At 61.3% G+C, this 24,373-nt stretch carries 19 protein-coding genes; 8 read left to right on the top strand and 11 right to left on the bottom strand.

The window, feature by feature from the left end; translation table 11 throughout:
• Positions 1–403 precede the first annotated feature (403 nt).
• Positions 404–2,107: an amidase gene (locus tag AUK77_RS14445; RefSeq protein WP_296130833.1), complete on the top strand. Its 1,704-nt coding sequence runs from the start codon at positions 404–406 to the stop codon at positions 2,105–2,107.
• 71 nt (positions 2,108–2,178) lie between these two features.
• On the opposite strand, the gene AUK77_RS14440 is transcribed toward AUK77_RS14445, so the two are convergent.
• The 3 genes from AUK77_RS14440 to AUK77_RS14430 form a co-directional block, all read right to left on the bottom strand.
• Positions 2,179–2,388, bottom strand: coding sequence for a ribosome modulation factor (locus AUK77_RS14440; protein WP_296130831.1), 210 nt, complete (start codon positions 2,386–2,388; stop codon positions 2,179–2,181).
• Positions 2,389–2,537: 149 nt separating this feature from the next.
• Positions 2,538–4,118 carry a glutamate--cysteine ligase gene (gene gshA, locus AUK77_RS14435; RefSeq protein WP_296130828.1) on the bottom strand — a complete coding sequence of 527 codons (1,581 nt, stop codon included), beginning with the start codon at positions 4,116–4,118 and terminating at the stop codon, positions 2,538–2,540.
• Positions 4,119–4,412: 294 nt separating this feature from the next.
• Positions 4,413–6,740 (bottom strand): Tex family protein, encoded by a 2,328-nt coding sequence (locus tag AUK77_RS14430; RefSeq protein ID WP_296130827.1) that lies wholly within the window; start codon positions 6,738–6,740, stop codon positions 4,413–4,415.
• 287 nt (positions 6,741–7,027) lie between these two features.
• Here AUK77_RS14430 and ompR point away from each other — a divergent pair, with 287 nt between their 5' ends.
• From ompR to AUK77_RS14415, 3 genes are all read left to right on the top strand, one after another.
• Entirely contained in the window at positions 7,028–7,762 is a 735-nt protein-coding gene (gene ompR, locus AUK77_RS14425; RefSeq protein ID WP_296130825.1) for a two-component system response regulator OmpR, read from the top strand.
• A 97-nt stretch (positions 7,763–7,859) separates the two neighbouring features.
• Entirely contained in the window at positions 7,860–9,173 is a 1,314-nt protein-coding gene (locus AUK77_RS14420; RefSeq protein WP_296130824.1) for an ATP-binding protein, read from the top strand.
• A 67-nt stretch (positions 9,174–9,240) separates the two neighbouring features.
• Positions 9,241–13,017 carry an EAL domain-containing protein gene (locus tag AUK77_RS14415; RefSeq protein WP_296130821.1) on the top strand — a complete coding sequence of 1,259 codons (3,777 nt, stop codon included), beginning with the start codon at positions 9,241–9,243 and terminating at the stop codon, positions 13,015–13,017.
• A gap of 54 nt (positions 13,018–13,071) precedes the next feature.
• Here the strand turns inward: AUK77_RS14415 and rimK are convergent, their stop codons facing one another.
• Complete coding sequence (gene rimK / locus AUK77_RS14410) at positions 13,072–13,977, bottom strand: 30S ribosomal protein S6--L-glutamate ligase (protein WP_296130819.1); 906 nt, start codon at positions 13,975–13,977, stop codon at positions 13,072–13,074.
• Entirely contained in the window at positions 13,974–14,408 is a 435-nt protein-coding gene (locus tag AUK77_RS14405) for an ATP-dependent zinc protease (protein ID WP_296130949.1), read from the bottom strand. Before AUK77_RS14405 ends, rimK begins: the two co-directional genes overlap by 4 nt.
• Before the next feature lie 132 nt (positions 14,409–14,540).
• On the opposite strand from AUK77_RS14405, the gene AUK77_RS14400 reads away from it, so the two are divergent.
• Positions 14,541–14,969, top strand: coding sequence for a S4 domain-containing protein (locus AUK77_RS14400; RefSeq protein ID WP_296130817.1), 429 nt, complete (start codon positions 14,541–14,543; stop codon positions 14,967–14,969).
• Here the strand turns inward: AUK77_RS14400 and AUK77_RS14395 are convergent.
• Complete coding sequence (locus AUK77_RS14395) at positions 14,945–15,202, bottom strand: hypothetical protein (protein ID WP_296130816.1); 258 nt, start codon at positions 15,200–15,202, stop codon at positions 14,945–14,947. The genes AUK77_RS14400 and AUK77_RS14395 overlap by 25 nt on opposite strands.
• Between AUK77_RS14395 and hslO the strand changes: the two genes are divergently transcribed.
• The 3 genes from hslO to AUK77_RS14380 all read left to right on the top strand — a co-directional run bounded on the left by hslO (position 15,201) and on the right by AUK77_RS14380 (position 20,326).
• A complete protein-coding gene (gene hslO / locus AUK77_RS14390; protein WP_296130814.1) occupies positions 15,201–16,088 on the top strand; it encodes an Hsp33 family molecular chaperone HslO in 888 nt (295 codons plus the stop codon). The two genes, AUK77_RS14395 and hslO, sit on opposite strands and share 2 nt — an antisense overlap.
• Before the next feature lie 161 nt (positions 16,089–16,249).
• Entirely contained in the window at positions 16,250–17,791 is a 1,542-nt protein-coding gene (locus AUK77_RS14385; RefSeq protein ID WP_296130812.1) for a phosphoenolpyruvate carboxykinase, read from the top strand.
• A gap of 606 nt (positions 17,792–18,397) precedes the next feature.
• Positions 18,398–20,326: an ATP-dependent DNA helicase RecQ gene (locus tag AUK77_RS14380; RefSeq protein ID WP_296130810.1), complete on the top strand. Its 1,929-nt coding sequence runs from the start codon at positions 18,398–18,400 to the stop codon at positions 20,324–20,326.
• A gap of 3 nt (positions 20,327–20,329) precedes the next feature.
• On the opposite strand, the gene AUK77_RS14375 is transcribed toward AUK77_RS14380, so the two are convergent.
• Genes AUK77_RS14375 through AUK77_RS14355 form a run of 5 tightly spaced genes read right to left on the bottom strand, consistent with a single transcriptional unit; the run spans position 20,330 to position 24,251 of the window.
• A complete protein-coding gene (locus AUK77_RS14375) occupies positions 20,330–20,767 on the bottom strand; it encodes a nucleoside deaminase (protein ID WP_296130808.1) in 438 nt (145 codons plus the stop codon).
• A gap of 28 nt (positions 20,768–20,795) precedes the next feature.
• Positions 20,796–21,407, bottom strand: a complete 612-nt coding sequence (locus tag AUK77_RS14370; RefSeq protein WP_296130800.1) for an ABC-type transport auxiliary lipoprotein family protein — start codon at positions 21,405–21,407, stop codon at positions 20,796–20,798.
• Positions 21,404–22,321, bottom strand: coding sequence for an MlaD family protein (locus AUK77_RS14365; RefSeq protein ID WP_296130797.1), 918 nt, complete (start codon positions 22,319–22,321; stop codon positions 21,404–21,406). Before AUK77_RS14365 ends, AUK77_RS14370 begins: the two co-directional genes overlap by 4 nt.
• Entirely contained in the window at positions 22,321–23,106 is a 786-nt protein-coding gene (locus AUK77_RS14360; protein WP_177479899.1) for an ABC transporter ATP-binding protein, read from the bottom strand. The genes AUK77_RS14365 and AUK77_RS14360 overlap by 1 nt, the downstream gene beginning before the upstream one ends.
• Positions 23,106–24,251 (bottom strand): ABC transporter permease, encoded by a 1,146-nt coding sequence (locus AUK77_RS14355; protein WP_296130794.1) that lies wholly within the window; start codon positions 24,249–24,251, stop codon positions 23,106–23,108. Before AUK77_RS14355 ends, AUK77_RS14360 begins: the two co-directional genes overlap by 1 nt.
• Positions 24,252–24,373 lie beyond the last annotated feature (122 nt).

Genomic DNA, 24,373 nt, shown 5'->3' with positions numbered 1-24,373 from the left:
CAAAAATGAGGCGGCTAAGTGGGTGGCGTTCGATGCCTGGCGTGGGCTGCTACCTTACAGAGGCGTTAAGCGACGGTCATCTGACGCTAACAGCGTAGGGTTACGGTAGCTTTGCCTGCGTGCTCGGTGCAGTGAATGGACTATTTATAGCCGATAAAAATCGACTTTTAAAGCATAAATATCTTTCTTAACGTGTTTTTAATCGTCTAATATCCAATAAAAATCCGTTTAAATGTTGGGCGCATACCAGAATCGGGTTTGCACAGTCCGCTTAAACGAGGTGGGCAACACGATTTAAGGTGAACGAGCGGCGTTATGCCATGTAACTGACGACGCTAACCCAGCATCATTTCCCACTGCAGTGTGAGCACTGCATAACCCCGCATCAGCCAGTGGTGACAACATGATTGAAGTAACCGAGCTTTCCATTGCCGAGCTGCGTTCGGCACTTGAGGCAGGCCAAACCAGTGCTGTTGAACTGGTACAAGCCTACTTGGCGCGTATCGACGCCTACGATGGCCCCGGCACGCCGACCCGCCTCAATGCCGTGGTGGTGCGTAACCCGGACGCCCTTAAGGAAGCTCAGGCCTCCGATGCGCGTCGCGCCCGTGGTGAAACCCTCGGCCCGCTGGATGGCATTCCGTATACCGCCAAGGACAGTTACCTGGTCAAAGGGCTGACGGCCGCTTCCGGCAGCCCAGCCTTCAAAGACCTGATCGCCTACCGCGATGCCTTTACCGTGGAGCGTCTGCGCGCCGGTGGGGCTATTTGCCTGGGCAAAACCAATATGCCGCCCATGGCCAACGGCGGCATGCAGCGCGGCGTCTATGGCCGTGCGGAAAGCCCGTACAACGCCGCCTACCTGACTGCACCTTTTGCCTCTGGCTCGTCTAACGGAGCCGGTACGGCCACCGCCGCCAGCTTTGCCGCGTTTGGCCTGGCTGAAGAAACCTGGTCAAGCGGGCGCGGCCCGGCCTCGAATAACGGCTTGTGTGCGTATACGCCGTCGCGCGGGGTGATTTCCGTGCGGGGTAATTGGCCGCTGACGCCGACCATGGACGTGGTAGTGCCGTTTGCGCGCACCATGAGCGATCTGCTTGAGGTGCTTGATGTGGTGGTCGCCGATGACGCCGACAATCGCGGCGATCTCTGGCGTTTGCAGCCTTGGGTGCCGATCCCGAAAGCCTCGGACGTGCGCCCGGCCGCTTACGCCGAGCTGGCCGTCAAGGCGGAAACCCTGGCCGGAAAACGCCTGGGTGTGCCGCGCATGTTTATCAACAAGGATGAAGCCGCTGGTACCAGCGAGAACCCTGGTATCGGCGGGCCGACCGGCCAACGCATTCACACCCGCGCCTCGGTGATCGCGCTCTGGGAACAGGCGCGCCACGCATTGGAGGCTGCAGGTGCTGAAGTCATCGAAGTGGACTTCCCGTTGGTCTCCAACTGTGAAGGCGACCGCCCCGGTGCGCCGACCGTGTACAACCGCGGCATCGTCACGCCTGAGTTTTTGCATGACGAGTTGTGGGAACTGAGCGGCTGGGCCTTCGATGACTTTTTGCGTGCCAACGGCGATCCGAAGTTGAATCGCCTGGCTGATGTCGACGGCCCGCAAATTTTCCCCCATGACCCCGGCACCTTGCCCAACCGCGAAGGCGACTTGGCCGCCGGCATGGATGAATACGTCAACATGGCCAAACGCGGCCTGAAGAATTGGGACGAAATCGAAACGCTGCCCGACGGCCTGCGTGGCCTGGAACACACGCGCAAGATCGATCTGGAAGACTGGATGGACAGCCTCGGCCTCGACGCCGTGCTGTTCCCCACGGTGGCTGACGTTGGCCCGGCGGATGCCGATATCAATCCGGTTTCGGCCGACATCGCCTGGAGCAACGGGGTGTGGGTAGCCAATGGCAACCTGGCCATTCGGCACCTGGGCGTGCCCACCGTGACCGTGCCGATGGGCGTGATGGCGGATATCGGTATGCCGGTCGGGTTGACCTTTGCCGGTCGTGCTTACGACGACTCGGCGCTGCTGAGCTTGGCGGCCGCGTTTGAGTCCACTGGCTCAAAACGCCAGATCCCGCCGCGCACACCGCCCCTGAGCTAAGCACAACGGCAAACGGGGCTGGCGCGTGATGCGTCAACCCCGTGAGTCATTTAACGGTACTGTGTGAAGTGTCAGGCGCTGTGGCGTTTATGCAGTTCGAATTGCTCGTTGCCGTCGTCCCAGCCCGCCTCCCAGGCGGCCATCAATACATCGGCGGCCAGGGTGCGTGGGGTGCTGTTTTGCCCTGTCAGACCCGCCATATAGCCTTGTTGGTAAGCCTTGTTGAGGCTTTCCAGGCTCCAGTGCTGGTCATCTTCCTTGTTGATATCGGCGCAGGCCATGGTTGCAGCTCGCAGTGGTTTGACCTCTGCAATGCTAGCCGTATGCCTGCACGCAGACTGCGCCGCTGATCCTACTTTTGCCACCGCTGACTGTTTATGTGATGGGGTTGGCGAAATGCCGACTCCGTGCGAGTCGGCACGTCGGCTATTCAGTTTGCTACGGCCAGGATGCTGGCTTGATAAGCCGCCGCAAAGCTGTCGAAGTCGCCCTCTTCATGTGCTTCCAGCTCAGCCTGCTGATGCAGCGACTGCGCGACGCTGGCTTCAAACGCGGCTTGCGCGTCAGCACTGAGCGGCTGGCTGCGGAAGAACGCCGCATGCAAATGACTCTGGTGCAGGGCAAAAGCCGTAAAGCTTTGACCTTGTTGCAGTTGCGCGAGTACCTGTGCCGACGGCGTCAGGCTGGGATCGTCGACCTTGGCCTGCTGCGCCTGCAACGCCTGCAGGTGCGCCTCGCTGCCGTGGCACTGGTCGAGCAATTCGGCCAGCGGACGGATCTGCTCCAGCAGCTCACTGGCCCAGGCGTGCAATGGCACGGGTTGGCCCTGACGCTGCAAGTGCAGGTCCGGGCGGCGGCCTTCTTTGACCACTGCGGTGAAGTTGTCGGTGCAAGCATGGCACTCGCCGCTTTCCAGCAGTGGGCTGTCGGCCAGCGCGCAGAACAGCAGGAAGGCATCCAGAAAACGCGATTCGGTCAGATCAATGCCCAGCGGTAGGAACGGGTTGATATCCAGGCAGCGCACTTCCACATACTGCACGCCACGGGCCATCAGCGCCTGAATCGGCCGTTCGCCGCTGTGGGTTACGCGCTTGGGGCGGATATTCGAGTAGTACTCGTTTTCGATCTGCAAAATATTGGTGTTCAGTTGCAGCCACTCGCCATCGCGCTTCGCGCCTATTTCCACATACGGCGGGTAGGGCGTGCCGACGGCTTTGCGCAGGCTGTCGGTGTAGCTTATGAGGTCGTTATAGCAGGGCGTAAGACCCGACTGGGCAGTGCTCTGGTAGCCCAGGTCGCTCATGCGCAGGCTGGTGGCGTAGGGCAGGTAGAGGGTTTCCTCATCCAGTTCTTGCAACTGGTGCGGGCGGCCGCGCATAAAGCCTTTGTGCAGCGCCGGTGACGCGCCGAACAGGTACATCAGCAGCCAGCTGTAACGGCGGAAGTTACGGATCAGTGAGATGTAACGCGCCGACTGATAATCCTGCGCGCTGCGCGTGTCGCCTTCGGCCTGCTGCTGCAATTGCCACAGGGCATCCGGCAGAGAGAAGTTGTAGTGAATGCCGGCAATGCACTGCATGGTTTTGCCATAACGCATGGCCAAACCCTTGCGGTACACATACTTGAGTTCGCCAATGTGCGAGCTGCCGTAGCGGGCAATCGGGATCGTCTCCTCATCCGGCAGGGCGCAGGGCATGGACGGGCTCCACAACAACTCGTCGCCGAGCTTGCTGTAGGCAAACCGATGGATCTGCTCAAGATCAGCCAACGTCGCCGCCGGATCCGCCTCAGCTGGGGTGATAAATTCCAGCAGCGATTCAGAATAATCGGTGGTGATTTGCGCATGCGTCAGCGCCGAGCCCAGGGCTTGCGGATGCGGGGTCAGGGCCAGTTGACCGCGACTGTCCACGCGCAGGCATTCGCGCTCGATGCCATGTAGGCACTGGGACAGCAGGGAAAGGTTGGCGTGCTCGCCAAGCTGGGCCAGGCGGCGGGTTAACAGGTCGCTCAAGATCGCATTCCTTCACGCATCGGTTGCCCCTTTATGGGGGCGGCTGGCGTGCTCTACAAGGGGGCAAGAAAACCGGTTGTGCCGGTCGATAGGGCTTTATAACCCGAGGCGGGTAACGAGGGTTAGAGCTGGGCGCTGTGCTGCTGTCTTAATGCGACGGAATTTTGCCCCGCGCGAAGGATGAGTCGGGCCGAAATAAAGTTGAGCACCAATACCCGCCAACGTCGTGATGGGTAATGGTGCCGCGCATTTCGACGTGCGCGGCACGACCCATCCTACGGGCTTTGCGGCGCCTTACTTCTTCAACTGCTTGGCATTGGCAAATAGCGAGGCCATGCCGCCGCTGGCTGGGGCGGGTTTGTCTTGACTGGAGTGGCGTTCGCTGCGCGGGGCGTTGCCGGCCGGTTTGCCACCACGGGATTGCCCGCCACGCGGCCCTTCGATTTTCTCGCCGGGGGTGTCGCCCATGCGCATGGAGAGGGCGATGCGGTTACGCGGGATGTCGACTTCCATGACTTTGACCTTGACCACGTCGCCGGCCTTGACCGCTTCGTGTGGGTCTTTGATGAACTTCTCCGACAGCGCCGAAATGTGCACCAGACCGTCCTGGTGCACGCCGATGTCGACGAAAGCACCGAAGTTGGTCACGTTGGTTACCACGCCTTCGAGCATCATGCCCAGTTTGAGGTCGTTGAGGGTTTCTACGCCCTCCTGAAACTCTGCGGTCTTGAACTCTGGGCGCGGGTCGCGGCCGGGTTTTTCCAGCTCGCTCAAGATATCGCCGACGGTCACCAGGCCGAATTTTTCATCGGTGAATTGTTTCGGGTCGAGGCGCTTGAGGAAGGTCGAGTCGCCGATCAGTGAGCGGATATCACGGCCGGTATCCAAGGCGATGCGCTGCACCAGCGGGTAGGTTTCCGGGTGCACAGCGGAGGCGTCGAGCGGGTTGCTGCCGTTCATCACGCGCAGAAAGCCTGCGGCTTGTTCGAAGGTTTTATCGCCCAAGCGCGGCACCTTGAGCAGTTCGGCGCGGGATTTGAACGCGCCGTTGGCGTCACGGAAGGCGACGATGTTCTGCGCCAGGGTGGCGTTGAGGCCTGAGATGCGCGCGAGCAGGGCGGCGGAGGCGGTGTTCACATCCACGCCCACGGCGTTTACGCAGTCTTCCACCACGGCATCCAGCGAGCGCGCCAATTTGAGCTGCGACACGTCGTGCTGGTATTGGCCGACGCCAATGGATTTCGGGTCGATTTTCACCAACTCGGCCAGCGGATCTTGCAGGCGACGGGCGATGGATACCGCGCCGCGCAGCGACACGTCCATGTCCGGGAATTCTTTGGCGGCCAACTCGGAGGCCGAATACACCGAAGCGCCAGCCTCGGAGACCATGACCTTGGTCAGCTTCAGGCCCGGCAGCTTCTTGATCAGGTCAGCGGCCAGCCTGTCGGTTTCGCGGCTGGCGGTGCCGTTGCCGATGGAGATCAGGTCCACCGCATGTTTGGCGCACAGTTTGGCGAGGATCGCCAAGGTGCCGTCCCAGTCATTGCGTGGTGCGTGCGGGTAAACCGTAGAGGTTTCCAGCACTTTGCCGGTGGCATCGACTACGGCCACTTTGCAGCCGGTGCGCAGGCCGGGGTCGAGCGCTAGGGTGGCGCGCGGGCCCGCCGGGGCGGCCAGCAGCAAGTCGTGCAGGTTGCGCGCGAAGACGTTGATGGCTTCGTCTTCTGCGCCTTCACGCAGTTCGCCGAACAGGTCGGTTTCCAGGTGGGTGTAGAGCTTGACCTTCCAGGTCCAGCGCACCACTTCACTCAGCCATTTGTCAGCAGCGCGGCCACGGGCGCTGATGCCGAAGCGTTCGCCGATCATGCCTTCGCACGGGTGCATGCTGCCGGGCAGCTCATCACCGACCTTCAGGCTGGCGCTCAAGATGCCTTCGTTACGGCCACGGAAGATCGCCAGGGCGCGGTGCGAGGGCGCGCCTTTGAGCTTCTCGTCGTGCTCGAAATAATCGCGGAACTTGGCCCCTTCGTTTTCTTTGCCGGTGACGACGCGGGCGCTGAGGATGGCGTTGTCTTTGAGGTAGCTGCGCAGGCTGGCCAGCAGGTTGGCGTCCTCGGCGAAGCGCTCCATAAGGATGTATTTGGCCCCTTCGAGCACGGCCTTGACGTCGGCAAAGCCTTTTTCGACGTCGATAAAACGTTCGGCTTCGCTTTCCGGCGTCAACGTTGGGTCGTTGAACAGTGCGTCGGCCAGTTCGCCGAGGCCGGCTTCCAGGGCAATCTGGCCCTTGGTGCGGCGTTTCTGTTTAAACGGCAGGTACAAATCTTCGAGGCGGGTTTTGGTCTCCGCCAAGTTGATTTCGCGGGTCAGTTCGGGCGTCAGCTTGCCCTGTTCTTCAATGCTGGCGAGGATGCTGGCGCGGCGCTCGTCGAGTTCGCGCAGGTAGCGCAGGCGCTCTTCCAGGTTACGCAGTTGGGTGTCGTCGAGGCTGCCGGTGACCTCTTTGCGGTAGCGCGCAATAAACGGCACGGTGGAGCCTTCATCGAGCAGCGCCACGGCGGCGGCGACCTGTTGCGGGCGCACGCCCAATTCATTGGCGATGCGGTTGTTGATGCTATCCATATAAATGCTACCCACACTGAAACGACAGGGCGGCCACGCAGACCACGGGCCAGTCACGAAAGGCGCGCATTATAACCATGTGCGGCAAGGCGGGTGGCCGCCCCCTCAACGCGGCACGCGCGAGCAGCGAAGGTTGCACATCTGTCTGAGCGCGCCAGGCTGGGGCTGGCCCGACAAATCTGCTAACAATGGCCATCACGTTGCCAGCGGCGGCTGAGCCATAATGCCGGCCATCGCATACTGCCCGCGCATCCGCATACGGCGGATGCCTGTTCAAGGAGCCCTGAATGAGCAGCACTGCACTTCCTGTTGAAGGCGAAAAAATCCTTATCGTCGATGACGATGCCCGTCTGCGTCGTTTGCTGGAGCGTTTTTTCGACGAGCAGGGCTACCGCGTGCGCGCCGTAGAGAACGTTGAGCAGATGGACCGTTTGTTGGCCCGTGAACTGTTCAACTTGGTGGTGCTCGATCTGATGCTGCCGGGTGAAGACGGTCTTTCGGCCTGCCGTCGCCTGCGTGAGGCGAACAATCAGGTGCCGATCATCATGCTCACTGCCAAGGGCGACGAAGCCAGCCGCATCCAAGGCCTGGAACTGGGCGCGGATGATTACCTGGCCAAGCCGTTTAACCCGCGTGAGTTGCTGGCGCGGATCAAGGCTGTACTGCGCCGTCAGGCCCCTGTGGTACCGGGTGCGCCGGGCACCGAGGATGAAAGCGTGAGCTTCGGGGAATATGAATTGTCCCTGGCCACCCGTGAGCTGAAGAAGGGCGATGAAGTCCACATGCTCACCACCGGCGAATTCGCCGTGCTCAAGGCGCTGGTGCAGCATGCGCGTGAACCGCTGACCCGCGACAAGCTGATGAACCTGGCCCGTGGCCGTGAGTGGGATGCGCTGGAGCGCTCCATCGACGTGCAGATTTCCCGCCTGCGTCGGTTGATCGAACCGGACCCGTCCAAGCCCCGCTACATCCAGACCGTATGGGGTGTGGGTTATGTGTTCGTGCCGGACGGCAATAAGTAACCCGCCGTAGGGTGGATGACACGTTATTCATCCGCCCCTCATTTCCGCTCGGTGGATCGATGAGGCGCGATCCACCCCATAACCACATCGAGTCACCATGAAAACCCCTCTCTGGTTCCCGCAAAGCTTCTTTGCCCGCACGCTTTGGCTGGTGCTGATCGTGGTGCTGTTTTCCAAGGCGCTGACCCTGGTTTATCTGATGATGAACGAGGACGTGCTGGTCGATCGGCAGTACAGCCATGGTGCCGCGCTGACCCTGCGTGCCTATTGGGCAGCGGACCCGGAAGACCGCGCCACCATTGCCGAGGCCGCCGGGCTAAAGCCGGTGCTTCATGGAGAGGTGCCAGCCACCGAGCAGCATTGGCCCTACAGCGAGATCTTCGAACGGCAGATGCGCACCGAATTGGGCCCGGACACCGAGGTGCGCGTGCGCGCCAAAAGTCCGCCCGCGCTCTGGGTGCGTGCCCCGGCTCTTGGTGATGAGTGGCTGCGGGTGCCGCTGTATCCGCATCCGCTGCGTGGTCAGCGCATCTGGAGTGTATTGGGCTGGTTCCTCGCCATCGGTTTGTTGTCGACGGCGGCCGCCTGGATCTTTGTCCGCCAACTCAATGCCCCGCTAAAAGGCTTGGTGTTCGCCGCGCGGCAAGTCGGTAAGGGGCGCAGCGTGCGCCTGACCGTGAGTGACACACCGAGCGAAATGACCGAGGTGTACCGCGCCTTTAACCAGATGGCCGAAGACGTTGAGCAGGTGGCGCGTGAGCGCGAACTGATGCTGGCCGGCGTGTCTCATGATCTGCGGACACCGCTGACGCGTCTGCGCCTGTCGATGGAGTTTTTAAACACCGATTCGGAGCTGACCGAAGACATGGTGCGCGACATTGAGGACATGGATGCCATCCTCGATCAGTTCCTCGCCTTTATCCGCGATGGTCGCGACGAGCCGCTGGAGCAACTCGACCTGCTTGAATTGATTCGTGAAGTGGTCGCCCCGTACAACCAGAAGCAGGAAATGGTGCGTCTGTGTCTGGAGTCCGTGCCAGCGTTCCCGCTGCGTCGCGTTTCGCTCAAGCGCCTGTTGGTCAACCTGATCGAGAATGCCCTGCGCTATGGCGGCAACGCGGTGGAGGTGGCGGTGTCATTGGGTGGCGATAACAACGCGCCATACGTAGTGCTGAGCGTACTTGACCGGGGTGCGGGGATTGATCCGGCGGAGTTGGGCCGCGTGTTTAATCCGTTTATTCGCGGTGACCTGGCGCGCGGCGGACAAGGCACCGGTTTGGGCCTGGCCATCGTCAAACGCATCGCCGCCCTGCACGGTGGCAGCGTGGAGTTGCGCAATCGCTCCGGTGGCGGCCTGGAAGCACGTGTTTGTTTGCCTCTGGGCTTGCTGTTACCGCGCGACGCAGTTTGATCAGGCCTGACATACTGTCATCACAGCGCTGAACTAGGCTCAATCAGCGCCCTGATACGAGGTCAGCATGCCTGCAACTCCCCACCGCCTTGCATTTTGGACCTGGCTACTGCCGCTGCCATTTCTCCATCTGGCCACTTGGCTGTCGCTGGCCACCCAGTTTAGCGATGGCGCTGCGCTCTGGTACGTGCCGTTTGCCCTCGGCCTGGTGCTGGTGCTGTGGTGGGGGCCACGGGTGCTGGTGGCTGTCTACCTTAATGCATTGGTGTCGATTCCCTTGTGGGGCCTGGCTTGGCAGTGGTCACCCCTGTATGCCATCCCTGAAACCCTGGGTGTTGCGCTGGCGTGGTTCCTGTTAAAGCAGCGGCCTTTTGACCCCGCCCTGCCGGATGTCAGCCACCTGCTGCGGTTGATGTTGCTCGGTGTGCTGCTACCCGCAGTGCCAATGGCCTTCGGGGTGCAGGCGAATCTATGGCTGACAGGGCATTTGCCCCTTTCAGCGCTGGCGTCGGGCAGTTTGACCCTGTGGCTGGCTGACAGCCTCACCGCGCTGGCGCTGTCCATTCCGGTGCTGGTTTACCTGACGCCCTGGATGCGTCGCCGAGGTTGGCTGCAGGGTGCGGCACTGCAGGGCCCTCATGAGGTGGCCGAGGTGCTGCGTCACCTACCGCCGTGGCCACTCTTGCTGCTGTTGTTGGGCGGCATGCCCTGGCTGCTGAATTTATTGCCGCTGACACTGAACCTGCCACTGTTGGGCGTTATGACACTCGGGCTGGCGCTGGTGTGGGGTTTTGCCGGTGGGATCTGCGGTGCCCTGCTGAGTGTATTGGCGGTATTGATTATGCCGCTGCTGCGTGGCGTGTCGAATGCCGAGGCTTGGCTTGACCCGCAGCGCCTAGAGCTGCAACTCAGTGTGTTGCTGTTTATGCTTGCCACGCTGTTGGTAGGCCGTAGCCTGAGCGATTTGCGCCAGTCGCTGGCCCGCGCCGCGCAGATGCAGCAGCAATTGGCGCTGGCCAATCTGGCGCTGGAGGCGAGCCCGCTCGGGGTGATCATTGCCGATGCCCGGCAGCCCAATCTACCGCTGATCTACAGTAACCCCGCCTTCAGCCAAATGACCGGCTACAGCCAGGCTGAAATCCTCGGGCAAAACTGGAACTTTTTGCTCAGTGAAGACCAGCAGCAACGTGCCCGTGGCCAACTGCAGCAAGCCTTAAGTGGCGGTATCGCGCGTGAAGTGGTGCTGCGCAATTACCGTAAGGACGGCCAGCCGTTCTTTAACGAGCTGACCCTCGCCCCCATGCGAGATGAAAACGGCATCAGCCATTTTGTCGCCCTGCAAAGTGACGTCTCCGCGCGTGAACACCTGGCCAGTCAAGTGCGCAAGCAGAGCGATGAACTGCTCAAACAGAGTTACCTGTTCGGCCAGACCGAACACATCGCCAACCTGGGCGGCTGGGTGTTGAACCTGCCTCAGCAAACCATGGACTGGAGCGCCGGCTGTTTTCGCATCTATGAATTGGACCCGAAAAACGGCACGCCCAATCTGACTCAGGCCCTGAGTTATCTGGATGCCAGTGGGCGAGTGTTGTCTGAGCGGATACTGCAGCACCTGATCGACGGTCAGGAGCATTTCGACATTGAGGTGCGCCTGCTCACTGCCAAGGGCAAAACCCGCTGGTTGCGCATTCGCGGTGCTGCCGAGCGTGATGGGCGCGAGCTGTTGCGGGTGTATGGCGCGTTACAGGACGTCAGCGCGCGCAAATACGCCGAACAACAACTGCGCGAACGCGACGAACGCCTGCGCCTGTTCTTTGAAGCGCCGCTGATTGGCATGGCCCTGACCAGCCCCAGCTTTGCCTGGGAGGAGGTCAATCAGAAGTTTTGCAGCATCCTCGACTGCACCCGCGAGCAATTGCTGAGCAGCACCTGGGAAAGCCTGTCCTTTGCCGATGACTTGCAACTTGAACAGCCGCTGCTGGATCAGGTGCATCGCGGTGAGCGCGAAGGTTTTGAGTTGGAAAAGCGCTTTCGCCGGCCGGACCAAAGCCTGGTGCATACCCGCGTCAGTTTGCGCGCCGTGCGCCACAGCACCGGCCGTGTTCGTATGTTTATGCTGCTGGTGGAAGACGTCAGCGAGCGTCTGCAGGCCGAAGCGCGTTACCGCACCATGGTTGAGCATGCGCCCGAGGCCATTCTGTTGTTTGACCTCAGTGGTGCGATGGTCGAGTGCAATGAAAATGCCTTACGTCTGCTGCGTTACAGCCGTGAAGAGTTGTTCAGCAAGCAGGTTTTCGACCTGAGCCCCTACAAACAGGCTGACGGTCGGTTGTCCTCGGAGGCTGGCGCTATTTACGTGCGCCGCGCGCTGGATGGTGAGGCGCCAGTGTTCGAGTGGTTGCACCGCGACAGTGTGGGCCGTCGGCTGCCGTGCGAAGTGCGTCTGGTGCGCATGCCCGGTGAGCCGGCGCTGATTCGCGTGAGCGTCACGGACATCTCCGAGCGTCAGCGCTACCAGCGTGAGATCGAGCGCTTGGCCTTTAGCGATGAACTCACCGGCTTGCCCAATCGCCGTTTGCTGATCGACCGCCTGCAACACGCCATGGATCGTGAATTGCGCGATAACACCTTGGGCGCGTTGCTGTTTATCGACTTGGATCACTTTAAAACCGTCAACGACAGCCTTGGCCATCTGGTCGGCGACAGCTTGCTGCGCGAGGTCACGACGCGTCTGGCCAGCACCCTGCGCGCCGAAGACACCCTGGCCCGCATGGGCGGTGATGAGTTTGTCGTGTTGTTGGAAGGGCTTGATAACCAGCCGGAGGTGGCAGCCGAAGCGGCGGCTGCTGCGGCTGAAAAGCTGCTGAAAAGCTTGACGGGTACCTGCCTGATTGATGGTCATGAATTGTCCATCAGCGCCAGCATCGGCATCGCCCTGCACCCCTTTGGCAGTCAAGTGGCCGCCGATGTGCTGAAGCAGGCGGACACCGCCATGTACCGCGCCAAGCAGGGCGGTCGTAACGCGCTGCACTTTTTTGCCCCGCAAATGCAGGCCGCCATCGACCAGCGTCTGCAACTGCAAAGCGAGTTGCGTCAGGCCATACAGCGCAACCAATTGCACTTGGTCTTCCAACCGCAATTGGCTTTGGCCAATGGCCGTGTAACCGGTGCGGAAGTCCTGCTGCGTTGGGTGCATCCCGAGCGTGGAGCGGTGATGCCCGAGCAGTTTATTGCGCTGGCTGAAGAGACCGGGCTGATCGAGGAGCTGGGCGACTGGGTGCTGGAAAACGCCTGCAAGGCCTTAGCCGGTTGGCTGCCGCAGTGGCCGCAGCTGGTGCTGGCCGTCAACCTCAGCCCGCGCGAACTGCGCCAACGCCATTGCGTTACGCGCATCAGCGAATGTTTGGCGCGGCATCAGGTGCCGGCCAGCGCGCTGGAGCTGGAAATTACCGAGGGCGTGCTGCTTGAAGAGGTCGAGCAATGCATCAGCAATATGCAGGCTCTCAAGGCCATGGGCGTGCGCTTTGCCATCGACGATTTCGGCACCGGCTATTCCTCGCTCACCTACCTCAAGCGTCTTCCCCTTGATCGCCTGAAAATCGATCGCAGCTTTACCTGGGACATGGACGGCGAAGACGGCAGCGGCCTGGTGCTGGTGCAAACCATTCTGATGATTGCCCGCAACCTGGGGCTCGAGTGTGTGGCTGAAGGCATCGAGAGCGAATGGCAGTTGGATTGCCTGCGCAACAACGGCTGCTCATTGGGCCAGGGCTATTACTTCAGTCGGCCGCTGCCAGCCGCGGATTTCCTCGCCTGGATGGAGCAGCATCAGCCGTCAGGTTGAGGCCAGTGCCGAGTAGCGGGTGGATGAAAAGAGCCTCATCCACTCCACGGCTGTTTAGCCCTTGCCCTTGGTGCGGGTCAGGTGTGGGCCGCCGTTCTTCTCGATGTATTGAATGATCATGCCGGCGACGTCGTTGCCGGTGGTGGTTTCGATGCCCTCCAGGCCTGGCGAGGAGTTGACCTCCATCACCAGCGGGCCGTGGTTGGAGCGCAGGATGTCCACCCCGGCTACCGACAGCCCCATGACCTTGGCCGCACGAATGGCGGTCATGCGTTCTTCCGGGGTGATTTTGATCAGGCTGGCTGAGCCACCGCGATGCAGATTGGAGCGGAACTCACCGGGTTTAGCCTGGCGCTTCATCGACGCGATCACTTTGTCGCCGACCACAAAGCAGCGGATATCCGCACCGCCAGCTTCCTTGATGTACTCCTGCACCATGATGTCCTGCTTGAGGCCCATAAAGGCTTCAATCACCGACTCGGCAGCGGTGGCCGTTTCACACAGCACCACGCCAATGCCTTGGGTGCCTTCCAGCACTTTGATCACCAAGGGTGCGCCGTTGACCATCTCGATCAGGTCGGCAATGTCGTCCGGGGAATGGGCAAAACCGGTCACCGGCAGGCCAACACCACGGCGTGACAGCAGTTGCAGCGAACGCAGTTTGTCGCGCGAACGGGCAATGGCCACCGATTCGTTGAGCGGGAACACGCCCATCATCTCGAACTGGCGCAGCACGGCGCAGCCATAGAAGGTTACCGATGCGCCGATGCGTGGAATCACTGCATCAAAGCCTTCCAACGCTTTGCCGCGGTAGTGGATTTGCGGCTTGTGGCTGGCGATGTTCATGTAGGCACGCAGGGTATCGATCACCACCATTTCGTGGCCGCGTAACTGTCCGGCTTCAACCAGGCGGCGGGTGGAATACAGGCGCGGGTTGCGCGACAGCACGGCGATCTTCATTGGGCACCAGAAGGGTCAGCAAGAGAGGGTTTGTTTTGCACATAGGTCAGCGCCGGGTTGACCAGCAGTTGGCCGTCAACCAGCGCCTTGGAACCGAGCAGCACGCGGTAGCGCATGGTTTTGCGGCACGTCAGGGTGAACTCCACGGGCCACTCGCGCTCACCCAAGGTCACCGGGGTGCGGATCACGTAACGTGACTGCGCCTGACCGTTGGAACTTTTGATGGTTTTCAGCGAGACCAGCGGCGCTTCACAGCGATGACGGCGTTGCACCAGCGTGCCGAGGTGAGCGGTAAAGCGCACCCACGGCTCACCGGCGCGGTCGAATGGCTGAATATCGCTGGCATGCAGGCAAGAGGTGCTCGCGCCGGTATCGATCTTGGCGCGCAGGCCGACCATGCCCAGTTCCGGCAGGTTGATCCACTCACGCAGGCCGATCACGCCAAGTTGGTCAAACGTCTTCACAGGGCAGTTCCAGGTTATGTGCGGGCATTCTAGTTGGCCCTTATGACAACTGCATCAGGCAAAATGTCCGCATTGCGCCGTGCAATCAGCGAGGACTGAATGAGCGAGAAAAATGACGACAAGGTGCGTCTGGACAAATGGCTCTGGGCTGCACGCTTTTATAAAACCCGCGCCCTGGCCAAGGCCGCTATAGAAGGTGGCAAGGTGCATCACCGGGGTGAGCGCTGCAAACCGGGCAAGGAGCCGAAAGTCGGTGATGTGTATGTGATCCGCAGCGGTTTTGATGAGCGCAGCGTGGTGGTGCAGGCATTGTCCGCCGTGCGTCGCGGTGCGCCCGAGGCGCAAGCCTTGTATGCCGAGACAGGCGAGAGCATCGCCCGTCGTGAGCAGGCCGCCTTGCAGCGCAAGGCCGGCGGGCTGGGTATGCAGACCGATGGCCGGCCAAGCAAAAAACAGCGTCGCCAGCTGCATGATTTCAATGAGCGACAGGACGGCGGCGTGCGTCATCCCTGGGCGGACGAGGACTGATCCAGCAGTGCTGCGCGCTCGGCCAATTCCGGCTGGGCGGGCGTGCGCAGCACGCAGAGGTTCCATGTGGTGTGGCGGGCGGCGAGTACAGAATCAGGCAGTTTGCCCCGGTAAGGCTGGCGTTCACTTGCCTGATAGCTTCTGCCCGCAAGGCCGATAGATAAGAGGCGCTTGGTTGGATGGGCATTTGCGCCTAAAATCGCCGGCCGTACCAGATTCAGTGAAAGTGGCATGCCTGATTTTTCCCAGCGTTTCTTGTTCGACGACAGCGATATTCGCGGTGAGCTGGTTGGTTTAACTGACAGCTACGGCCATGTCCTTGCCAAACACGACTATCCGCCAGCCGTGGCACAGTTGCTCGGTGAGCTGCTGGCGGCGGCTTCGTTGCTGATCGGCACACTTAAGTTTGAAGGCCTGCTGATTCTCCAGGCGCGCTCCTCCGGTGCCGTGCCGTTGCTGATGGTCGAATGCTCCAGTGAAGGCGAGTTGCGTGGCATTGCCCGCTACGATGACGAGCAGATAGGCACCGATGTCAGCCTGCGTGCTCTGATGCCCGATGGCGTGTTGGCCATGACCGTCGACCCCAAGTCTGGGCAGCGTTATCAAAGCATCGTCGATCTGGAAGGTGACACTCTGGCCGACTGCCTGACCCAGTATTTCGCCACCTCCGAGCAGTTGCCAACGCGTTTCTGGCTCTGTGCCGATGGTCAGCGCGCCCGTGGCCTGCTGTTGCAACAGTTGCCTGCAGACCGCCTGAAAGAGGCCGATGAGCGCGAAGCCAGCTGGCAGCACGCCATGGCCTTGGCGGACACTCTGAAAGCAGAAGAGCTGCTAGGCCTGGACAACGAAACCCTGTTGCTTCGCCTTTATCACCAGGAGCCGCTGCGCCTGTTTGACCCGCGCGCACTGCTGTTTCGTTGCAGCTGCTCGCGTGAGCGTTCCAGCCGCGCATTGATCAGCCTCGGCCAAACCGACGCCCAAGCGCTGGTGCTCGAGCATGCTGGCCGCGTGGAAATCGATTGCCAGTTCTGCAACGAGCGTTACCTGTTTGATGCTGCCGATGTGCTGCAACTGTTTATGGCTGGCGGTACAGACTCACCGTCAGACACGCGTCATTAAGGCGCACCGCTCTAGATCGCGGTACGGAGAGCTGATCAGAGGCTGCACCCGCAGTCGGCTTTTTCTGGCATAATCCGCCGCACTTTTTTCGCTGTAGTAGTGCTCAGGTTTCTACTACAAATCGTTCGGAAGACTCGGCCACGTGGCCGACGGGGAACCACATGACGCAAGCCAACAACGCCGTGTACACCGACATCAGCGCTGCCCAACTGGTCGAAGAAGCTCTTCGTCGCGGTGAAGGCGAGCTGGCCGCCAACGGCTCGCTGGTCGTACGCACAGGCCATCGCACTGGTCGTTCGCCGGCTGATCGCTTCATCGTGCAAGAGCCGAGCACCGAGGCGAAAATCGCCTGGGGCGCAATCAACCGTCCGTTCCCGGCTGACAAGTTCGATGCCCTGTGGGACCGCGTACAAGCGTTCTCCGACGCGCAGGACAGCTTCGTGTCCTACGTTCATGTAGGTTCTGCCGACGCGCACTACCTGCCGGTCAAGATGACCACCGCCACCGCCTGGCAGAACCTGTTCGGCCGTTGCCTGTTCATCAATCCGGAGCAGTACAACCCGGCTGGCAAAGACGAGTGGCAAGTGCTCAACGTCGCCAACTTCGAATGCGTACCGGAGCGTGATGGCACCAATTCCGATGGCTGCGTGATCCTCAACTTCGCCGCCAAGAAAGTCCTGATCGCTGGCATGCGTTACGCCGGTGAAATGAAGAAAGCCATGTTCAGCGTGCAGAACTTCCTGCTGCCGGACGCCGACGTGCTGCCAATGCACTGCGCGGCCAACATCGGTGAAGAAGGCGACGTAACTCTGTTCTTCGGTCTGTCCGGCACCGGCAAGACCACCCTCTCGGCTGACGAAAGCCGCTACCTGATCGGCGACGACGAGCACGGTTGGGGCGTGGGCGTGGTGTTCAACATCGAAGGCGGTTGCTATGCCAAGTGCATCGACCTGTCCGAGAAGAACGAGCCAGTGATTTGGAAAGCCATCCAGTTCGGCGCCGTGCTGGAAAACGTGGTGCTCGATGAGAACCGCGTACCGAACTACGCCGACGACAGCCTGACCCAGAACAGCCGCGCGGCTTACCCGCTGGAGCTGGTCGAGAAGCGCAGCGAGAAGAACCTCGGCGGTGAGCCGAACGCCGTGATCTTCCTCACTTGCGACCTGACTGGCGTACTGCCGCCGGTGTCGATCCTCAACGAAGAGCAAGCGGCTTACCACTTCCTCTCCGGTTACACCGCGCTGGTCGGTTCCACCGAAATGGGTTCGGGCGGCGGCATCAAGTCGACCTTCTCCACCTGCTTCGGCGCGCCATTCTTCCCGCGTCCGGCTGGCGAATACGCTGAGCTGCTGATCAAGCGTATCCGCGGCTTCGGCTCCAAGGTTTACCTGGTCAACACTGGCTGGACCGGCGGTGGCTATGGTGTTGGCAAGCGCTTCAACATCCCGACTACCCGTGGCGTGATTGCAGCGATTCAGAGCGGTGCGCTGATTGGTACCGAGACCGAGCTGCTGCCGATCATCAACCTGAGCGTGCCGAAGTCCGTACCGGGCGTTGAAACCAATCTGCTCAACCCACGCAACACCTGGGCTGATCAAGCTGCTTACGACACCGCCGCCAAAGGCTTGGCCAAGTTGTTCGTCGACAACTTCCAGAAGTTTGATGTGAGCGATGCCATTAAGAATGCCGGCCCGCAACTGTAAGTTGTAACGGTTTCATTAAAAACCGCCGAAATCGGCGGTTTTTTTATGCCTGGGAAATCGCGCCTTAATATGTAGGAGGCGCTTTAGCGGCGAGCTTTAAGAGGCTGTCGCGGCTAAAGCCCCTCCCACGATGCTTTAAGCGTGCGATAACAAACGGAAAAGCCGCCCGGAGGCGGCTTTTGATGCCTATCGAGTTGATCAGGCATGGTGGGGTGCTGCGGTGTTGCGTCAGGTGGCCGCTCTACACGGCCTGGTTACGGCTATGGATAACTCTGGCCATAGGCCTGCGGGTGTGGCAACTCAGGCTTTCGGTGCTATCACCTGCAAGGGGGCAGGTGGTGTCGATAGAACCAAAACGACAGCCGAGGCAACTGCGTTGCCACACCAACAGACCCATGGTTTGCAGCGCATGCAGCAAGCGTGCAATCAGGTGGCCATCCACACGCTGCTGTTGAAGCCAGATAACTGCATACTGATCTCCTTTGCGGCTTGTTTGAATTCAATGTAGGCCAGGGCTGACAGTGGCGTTAGTTAGATTGGAAATAGCGCAGGCGCTTGTCAGGCTTAACCGTTTTTACCGCTGCGGCGGCCGATGGAGTGACCGCCATGAGTACCCTTGAACGTGTGTTTGGCTTCAAGCAGTTGCGCCCCGGCCAGGAGTCTGTGGTCTCGGCTGTGTTGGCGGGACGATCGGCGGCGGCGATCTTCCCCACTGGTTCGGGCAAATCGTTGTGTTATCAGTTACCCGCCCTGCACCTGCCGCATTTGACCTTGGTGATCTCGCCGTTGCTGGCCCTGATGCAGGATCAACTGGCGTTTCTGCATGGGCGTGGCATCAGTGCCGCCAGCATCGATTCGGCGCAAAGCCGCGAGCAGGCATCCGAAGTGATGACGCGGGCGAAAGCCGGTGAGCTGAAGATTCTGATGATTTCGGTTGAGCGTCTGAAAAATGAGCGCTTCCGCAACTTTATCGCGCAGGTGCCGATCTCCCTGTTGGTGGTCGATGAGGCGCACTGCATTTCCGAGTGGGGCCATAACTTTCGTCCGGACTACCTCAAGCTGCCGGACTACCAACGCCAGTTCGGCATCCCGCAGGTGCTGCTGCTCACCGCCACGGCAACACCCAAGGTGGTGGCCGACATGCAGCAGAAGTTCGCCATCGCTGAAGCTGATGTGGTCACCACTGGCTTTTACCGGCCAAACCTCAACCTGCTGGTCGAGCCGGTCAGCGGGGCCGATAAACTGCTCCGGTTGCAGCAATGGCTGTCAGCCAAGGCCGGGCAACCCAGCATTGTCTATGTAACCCAGCAGCGCACCGCCGAGCAGGTGGCTGAGCGCCTGAGTGAGCGTGGCGTTGCTGCCAGCGCCTATCACGCGGGTATGCCACACGAGGCGCGCGAGGCGATCCAGCGCCAGTTTATGGCCGGGCACATCAACTGCATCGTCGCCACCATCGCCTTTGGCATGGGCATCGACAAGAGTGACATCCGCAACGTGGTGCACTTTGATTTGCCCAAATCCATCGAGAACTACAGCCAGGAAATCGGTCGTGCGGGGCGTGATGGCCAGCCCTCGGACTGCCTGGTACTGGCCAACCGCGACAGCCTCAACGTGCTGGAGAACTTTGTCTATGGCGACACGCCCGAGCGCGAGGGCATTCGCTGTGTGCTTGATCAGCTGTTGGCCGGCGGCCAGGGCGGCGAATGGGAGCTGATGCTCAACCAACTCTCCGAGCAAAGCAATATTCGCCAATTGCCGCTGAAAACCCTGCTGGTGCAGCTGGAGCTACGCGGCATCATCGCCCCGCGCTACGCCTATTTCGCCGAATATCGCTTCAAATACCTGCTCGAACCCGAGGCGCTGCTGGCTCATTTCAGCGGTGAGCGGCGGCAGTTTGTCGAGGCGCTGATCACCACCTCGCAGCGCGCCCGCACTTGGTGCACGGTCGATTTCGAACAGTTGTATCAGCAGCATCAGGCCGAGCGCAGCCGGGTGATCATCGCGTTGGATTACTTTCAGGAAAAAGGCTGGATCGAGGTGGAAAGCAAGCAGATGACCGAGGTCTATGCCTTGCTGCAGCCGGGGTTTGATGCCGAGGCGCTGAGCGCTGAATTGCATGGCTATTTCAGCCAGCAGGAAGCCAGCGAGATTCGCCGGATACACGCCATGCTCGCGCTGTTTGCCAGCGAACACTGCTTGAGCCAGCGACTGGCGGCTTATTTTGGCGACAGCCATGCGCCGCAGCAGTGCGGGCATTGTTCGGTGTGTCAGGGGCAGATCGCCCAGCTACCGGCCCCGCCCGCGTTACCGGCTTTGGCGGAGTTGGACTTACAGGCATTGTGTGCCGGCTTTGTGCGAAAGCATCAGGAGCACAAAGGCGTAGCGCCGAGCGTCGAATGCCTGACGCGCTACCTGTGCGGCGTCAGCGTGCCGCTGTTCACCGCGCTCAAGGCCCGTCAATTAGGCGGCTTTGCGGCGTTGGAGGCGTACCCCTACGCCGAGGTGCGCGCGTGGCTAGCGGCGCAGCGCGTGTAGGCGCTACTCGCCGATATCCTCATTCCACAGCGTCGGCTGGGCGGCGATAAAGCCTTGCATCAGGTGCAGGCATTCGTCGTTTTGCAGCACCTGCAGGTTTACCCCGCGTTCGCGCAGCAACGCTTCTTCGCCGAGAAAGGTCTGGTTCTCGCCGATCACCACCGTGGGGATGCCGTACAGCAGAATCGCGCCGCTGCACATCGCGCAGGGCGAGAGGGTGGTGTAGAGCACCGACTCGCGGTAGGTCTGCGCGGTTTGCCGACCGGCGTTTTCCAGGGCGTCCATTTCGCCATGGCGGATGGCGCTGCCCTGTTGCACACGGCGGTTGTGACCACGGCCGATGATCTGGCCTTTGTGCACCAGCACCGAACCAATTGGGATGCCGCCTTCGGCCAGTCCTTGGCGCGCCTCGTCGATGGCCGCTTGCATAAACTTATCCATGGCTCGTCCCTCTCTTAAACAACTGAGTTTATTTTTGCTGCGCCGCCTGACCTTGCTGCACCGTCCATTCCAGCACCTCACGTGCCAGTTGGTCGCCAGCCTGCCCGAAGGCATTGATCACGGCAGGCACCGTGGTGTCGCTGGCGGGTTGGCTGACCTCGAAGCGACGGCTGGCGAGGATGCGCAAGCTGCCACTTTCCACCAGCCTCGCTTCGAGCAGGATGCGCGCGGCCGGGCGACCGTTCTGGTATTCACTTTGGAAGGCGCGCAGGTCGCCGTCCAGTTCCAGATCGGCTTGCAGGCGGCTGTCATCGCTGCTCACCGCCTTGAGGCGACCGTCGTCGAGAAAGGCATCCACCAAGCGGTCGCGCAACAGCAGCGGTGCCCGGTCGCTCCAGCGCACGCCTTGGTAAGCGCTGATTTGATCGCCCGGCGGCAAGACGGCAATTCGTGTGCTGTCGAGCAATTGGCTGCTGTAGGGCTTGTTCACCCGCAGCGCCCAGTCGGCGCTGGCGTCATGGCTGGGCAGGCTGCTGGCAGGCAGGCGGTAAATGCTCAGCACCTGGCTTTTCGGCAGCACCGTGCAGGCGCTCAGGCAGGCGATCAACAGGCCGGCGACGGCAAGGCGAAGGCGCTTCATGGTTGGAACTCCTTGATGGTGTCGCTGCGCAGCAGGTAGCCGGCCGGGTCTTCCTCCAGGCGGCGGGCGAAGGAACGCAGGGCGCTGAGGGTTTCGCGCAGTTCAATGATGGTCGGGCCCAGTTCGCCGATGCCTTGCATGCCGCCATTGAGGGCGCTGCGATTGTCGCTGAGCAGGCGTTCGATCTCGCTGCTGCTGCGCTCCAATGAGGTGATCATGCGCCCGGCACTGTGCAGTGCGTCATGGCCGGGGCCACTGAGCAGTTGATTGGCGTTGCGCATCAGGCTGGCCGCTTCCTGGCTGGCGCTGCTCATCTGTTGCAGGGCCAGGCGCAGTTCATCGCGCTGCTCGGCCACGCTGGCGCTGGTTTGTTCGACGTTCTCCAGGGTGCGCGAGACGCGCTCGATATTTTCATCGGAGAACAGTTGGTTAGCGCGGTTGAGCAACTGGGTGACGCTGAGCACTAAGTCTTCGCCGTTGGCCATCAGGCGGGTGAGAGGTGAAGGGTCGGCGACGATCTCTGCACGTTTGCCCTCTTTGCCTACCAGCACTGGACTTTTCGGCGTGCCGCTGTGCAGTTGGATCAATGCCGCACCGGTGATGCCGGTAATCGACAGGCGTGCGCGGGTGTCTTGTTTGATCGGCGTGCTGGCGCTGACGCGGATGTGCGCGCGGACCTTGCGCGGGTCTTTGGGATCGAGGCGCAGGCTGATCACATCGCCCACTTTGATGCCGCTGTATTGCACGGCGCTGCCAGCGGAGAGCCCGCTGACCGCTTCGTTAAAGATGACATCATAGTCGTGCAGTTCCTGGTCCGAGCTGGCTTTGCTCAGCCACAGGGCAAAGCCCAGCGCACCGGCCACCATCAGCACGGTAAACAGGCCAATCAACACGTGGTGTGCACGCGGTTCCATCAGGGGCTCCCTGGCGCGCCGTTGGCGGCCTGTTCGGCTGCGCGTCCGCGCGGGCCGTGAAAATAATCGTGAATCCATGGGTTGTCGGTGGCGGCCACCACGTCCAGACGGTCGGCCACCAGCACACGTTTTTCCGCCAGCACGGCCACCCGGTCGCAGATGGTGTAGAGCGTGTCGAGGTCATGGGTGACCAGAAATACGCTCAGGCCCAGGGCGTCGCGCAGGGTCAGAATCAGTTGGTCGAAGGCGGCCGCGCCAATCGGGTCAAGCCCGGCGGTGGGTTCGTCGAGAAACAGAATGTCCGGCTCCAAGGCCAGCGCCCGCCCCAGTGCCGCGCGCTTGATCATGCCGCCCGACAGCTCCGTGGGGTACTTATCGCCCGCTGTGCGCGGCAGCCCGACCAGCGCCAGTTTGACCTGGGCCAAGCGTTCGGCCGAGGCGCGGCTGAGGCCCGCGTGCTCGATCAGCGGCAGGGCGATGTTTTCCGTTACCGTCAGCGAGGAAAACAGCGCGCCACGTTGATAGAGCACACCAAAGCGTCGTTCCAGCCGCGAGCGCCGCTCGGGTGACAGGCTCAGCAGTTCTTCGCCGAACACTCGCACGGTGCCGGCGTTGGCCTGGCGCAGGCCGAGAATGCTGCGCAGCAGCACCGATTTACCGGTGCCCGAACCGCCGACCACCCCGAGCACTTCGCCACGGTACAGGTCCAGCGCCAGGTCCTGGTGCACGGTCTGCGTGCCAAAGCGGTTGACCAAGTGGCGCACTTCGATAATCGCTTCGCCCATCACCAGCCCATCTCCATGAGGAACAGCGCGGCGAGGGCGTCGAGCACGATCACCACAAAAATCGACTGCACCACGCTGGAGGTGGTGCGTTCACCCACCGACTGTGCGCTGCCGGTGACTTTGAAGCCTTCCAGGCAGCCGATCACGGCGATCAGAAAGGCAAAAATCGGTGCTTTGGCCATGCCCACCAGAAAGTGCTTGAGGGCGATGTTTTCCTGCAGCATGGCCAAATACATGGCCGGTGAAATATCCAGGCTCAGGGCGCACACCACCGCGCCGCCGAGGATGCCGCTGAGCATGGCAATAAAGGTCAGAATCGGCAGGGCGATCAGCAGGGCGAACACCCGTGGCAGCACCAGCAGTTCCAGCGGGTTGAGGCCCAGGGTGCGAATGGCGTCGATTTCTTCATTGGCCTTCATCGAGCCAATTTGCGCGGTAAAGGCGCTGGCCGTGCGCCCGGCCATGAGAATGGCGGTGAGCAGCACGCCGAATTCGCGCAAAAAAGAGAACGCCACCAAGTCGACCGTATAGATGCTCGCGCCAAAGTCGGCGAGCACTGTGGCGCCGAGAAAGGCCACCACCGCACCGACCAGAAAAGTCAGCAGGGCCACAATCGGTACCGCGTTCAGCCCGCTCTGCTGCAAATGCGCGACCAGCGAGGTGATGCGCCAGCGGCCAGGGCGCAGCAGGATGGCGAACATGGCGGCCAGGGTCATGCCGATAAAACCGAGCAGGGTCACAGCCTGTTGCCAAAACTCTTCCACGGCCTGGCCAATTTGCCCGAAAAACTCGCGCCAGGCCGGTATGCGTTTGGCGGGTACAACATCGCCCGCTTCGGCAATCGCGCTGCCCACGGCTTGCAGCAAAGCGCGGCGTTCAGTGCTCAGGTGCGGCGCTTGTTGCGTCAGTTGTGCCAAGCGCTGGCTGCCGAGCAATTCCACCAGCAGGGCCGCACCGGCCGTATCGAGGGCGTTGAGTGCATCCAGGTCGATGGGTGCATCCGTCGGCAGACGGCCGCGCAGGCTCTGCACCTGCGCTTCGAGTGCGGCGTAGTGGGCCAACGTCCAGTCGCCACCGATACGCAACCCAGAAGGCGCATCCGTGCGGCTGGACTCAAACGGTGTGATAAACGGGGCTGTACTCATGGCGCACAGCTTAACCTTGTCGCGGCGCAAACGCCCAGTGCAAGGCGCAGGCTTGAACCGCGTGGGCGGTGTTCAACCTTTGCATGGCCCGATTCAACATGCATGACCCAGCCGTATGGGCG

It is taken from the genome of Pseudomonas sp. Ga0074129, assembly GCA_001465025.1.
In the GTDB taxonomy this organism is placed as follows: domain Bacteria; phylum Pseudomonadota; class Gammaproteobacteria; order Pseudomonadales; family Pseudomonadaceae; genus Aquipseudomonas.
The sequence above is the reverse complement of the archived record's forward strand: the minus strand, read 5'-3'. Positions and strand labels throughout refer to the sequence as shown.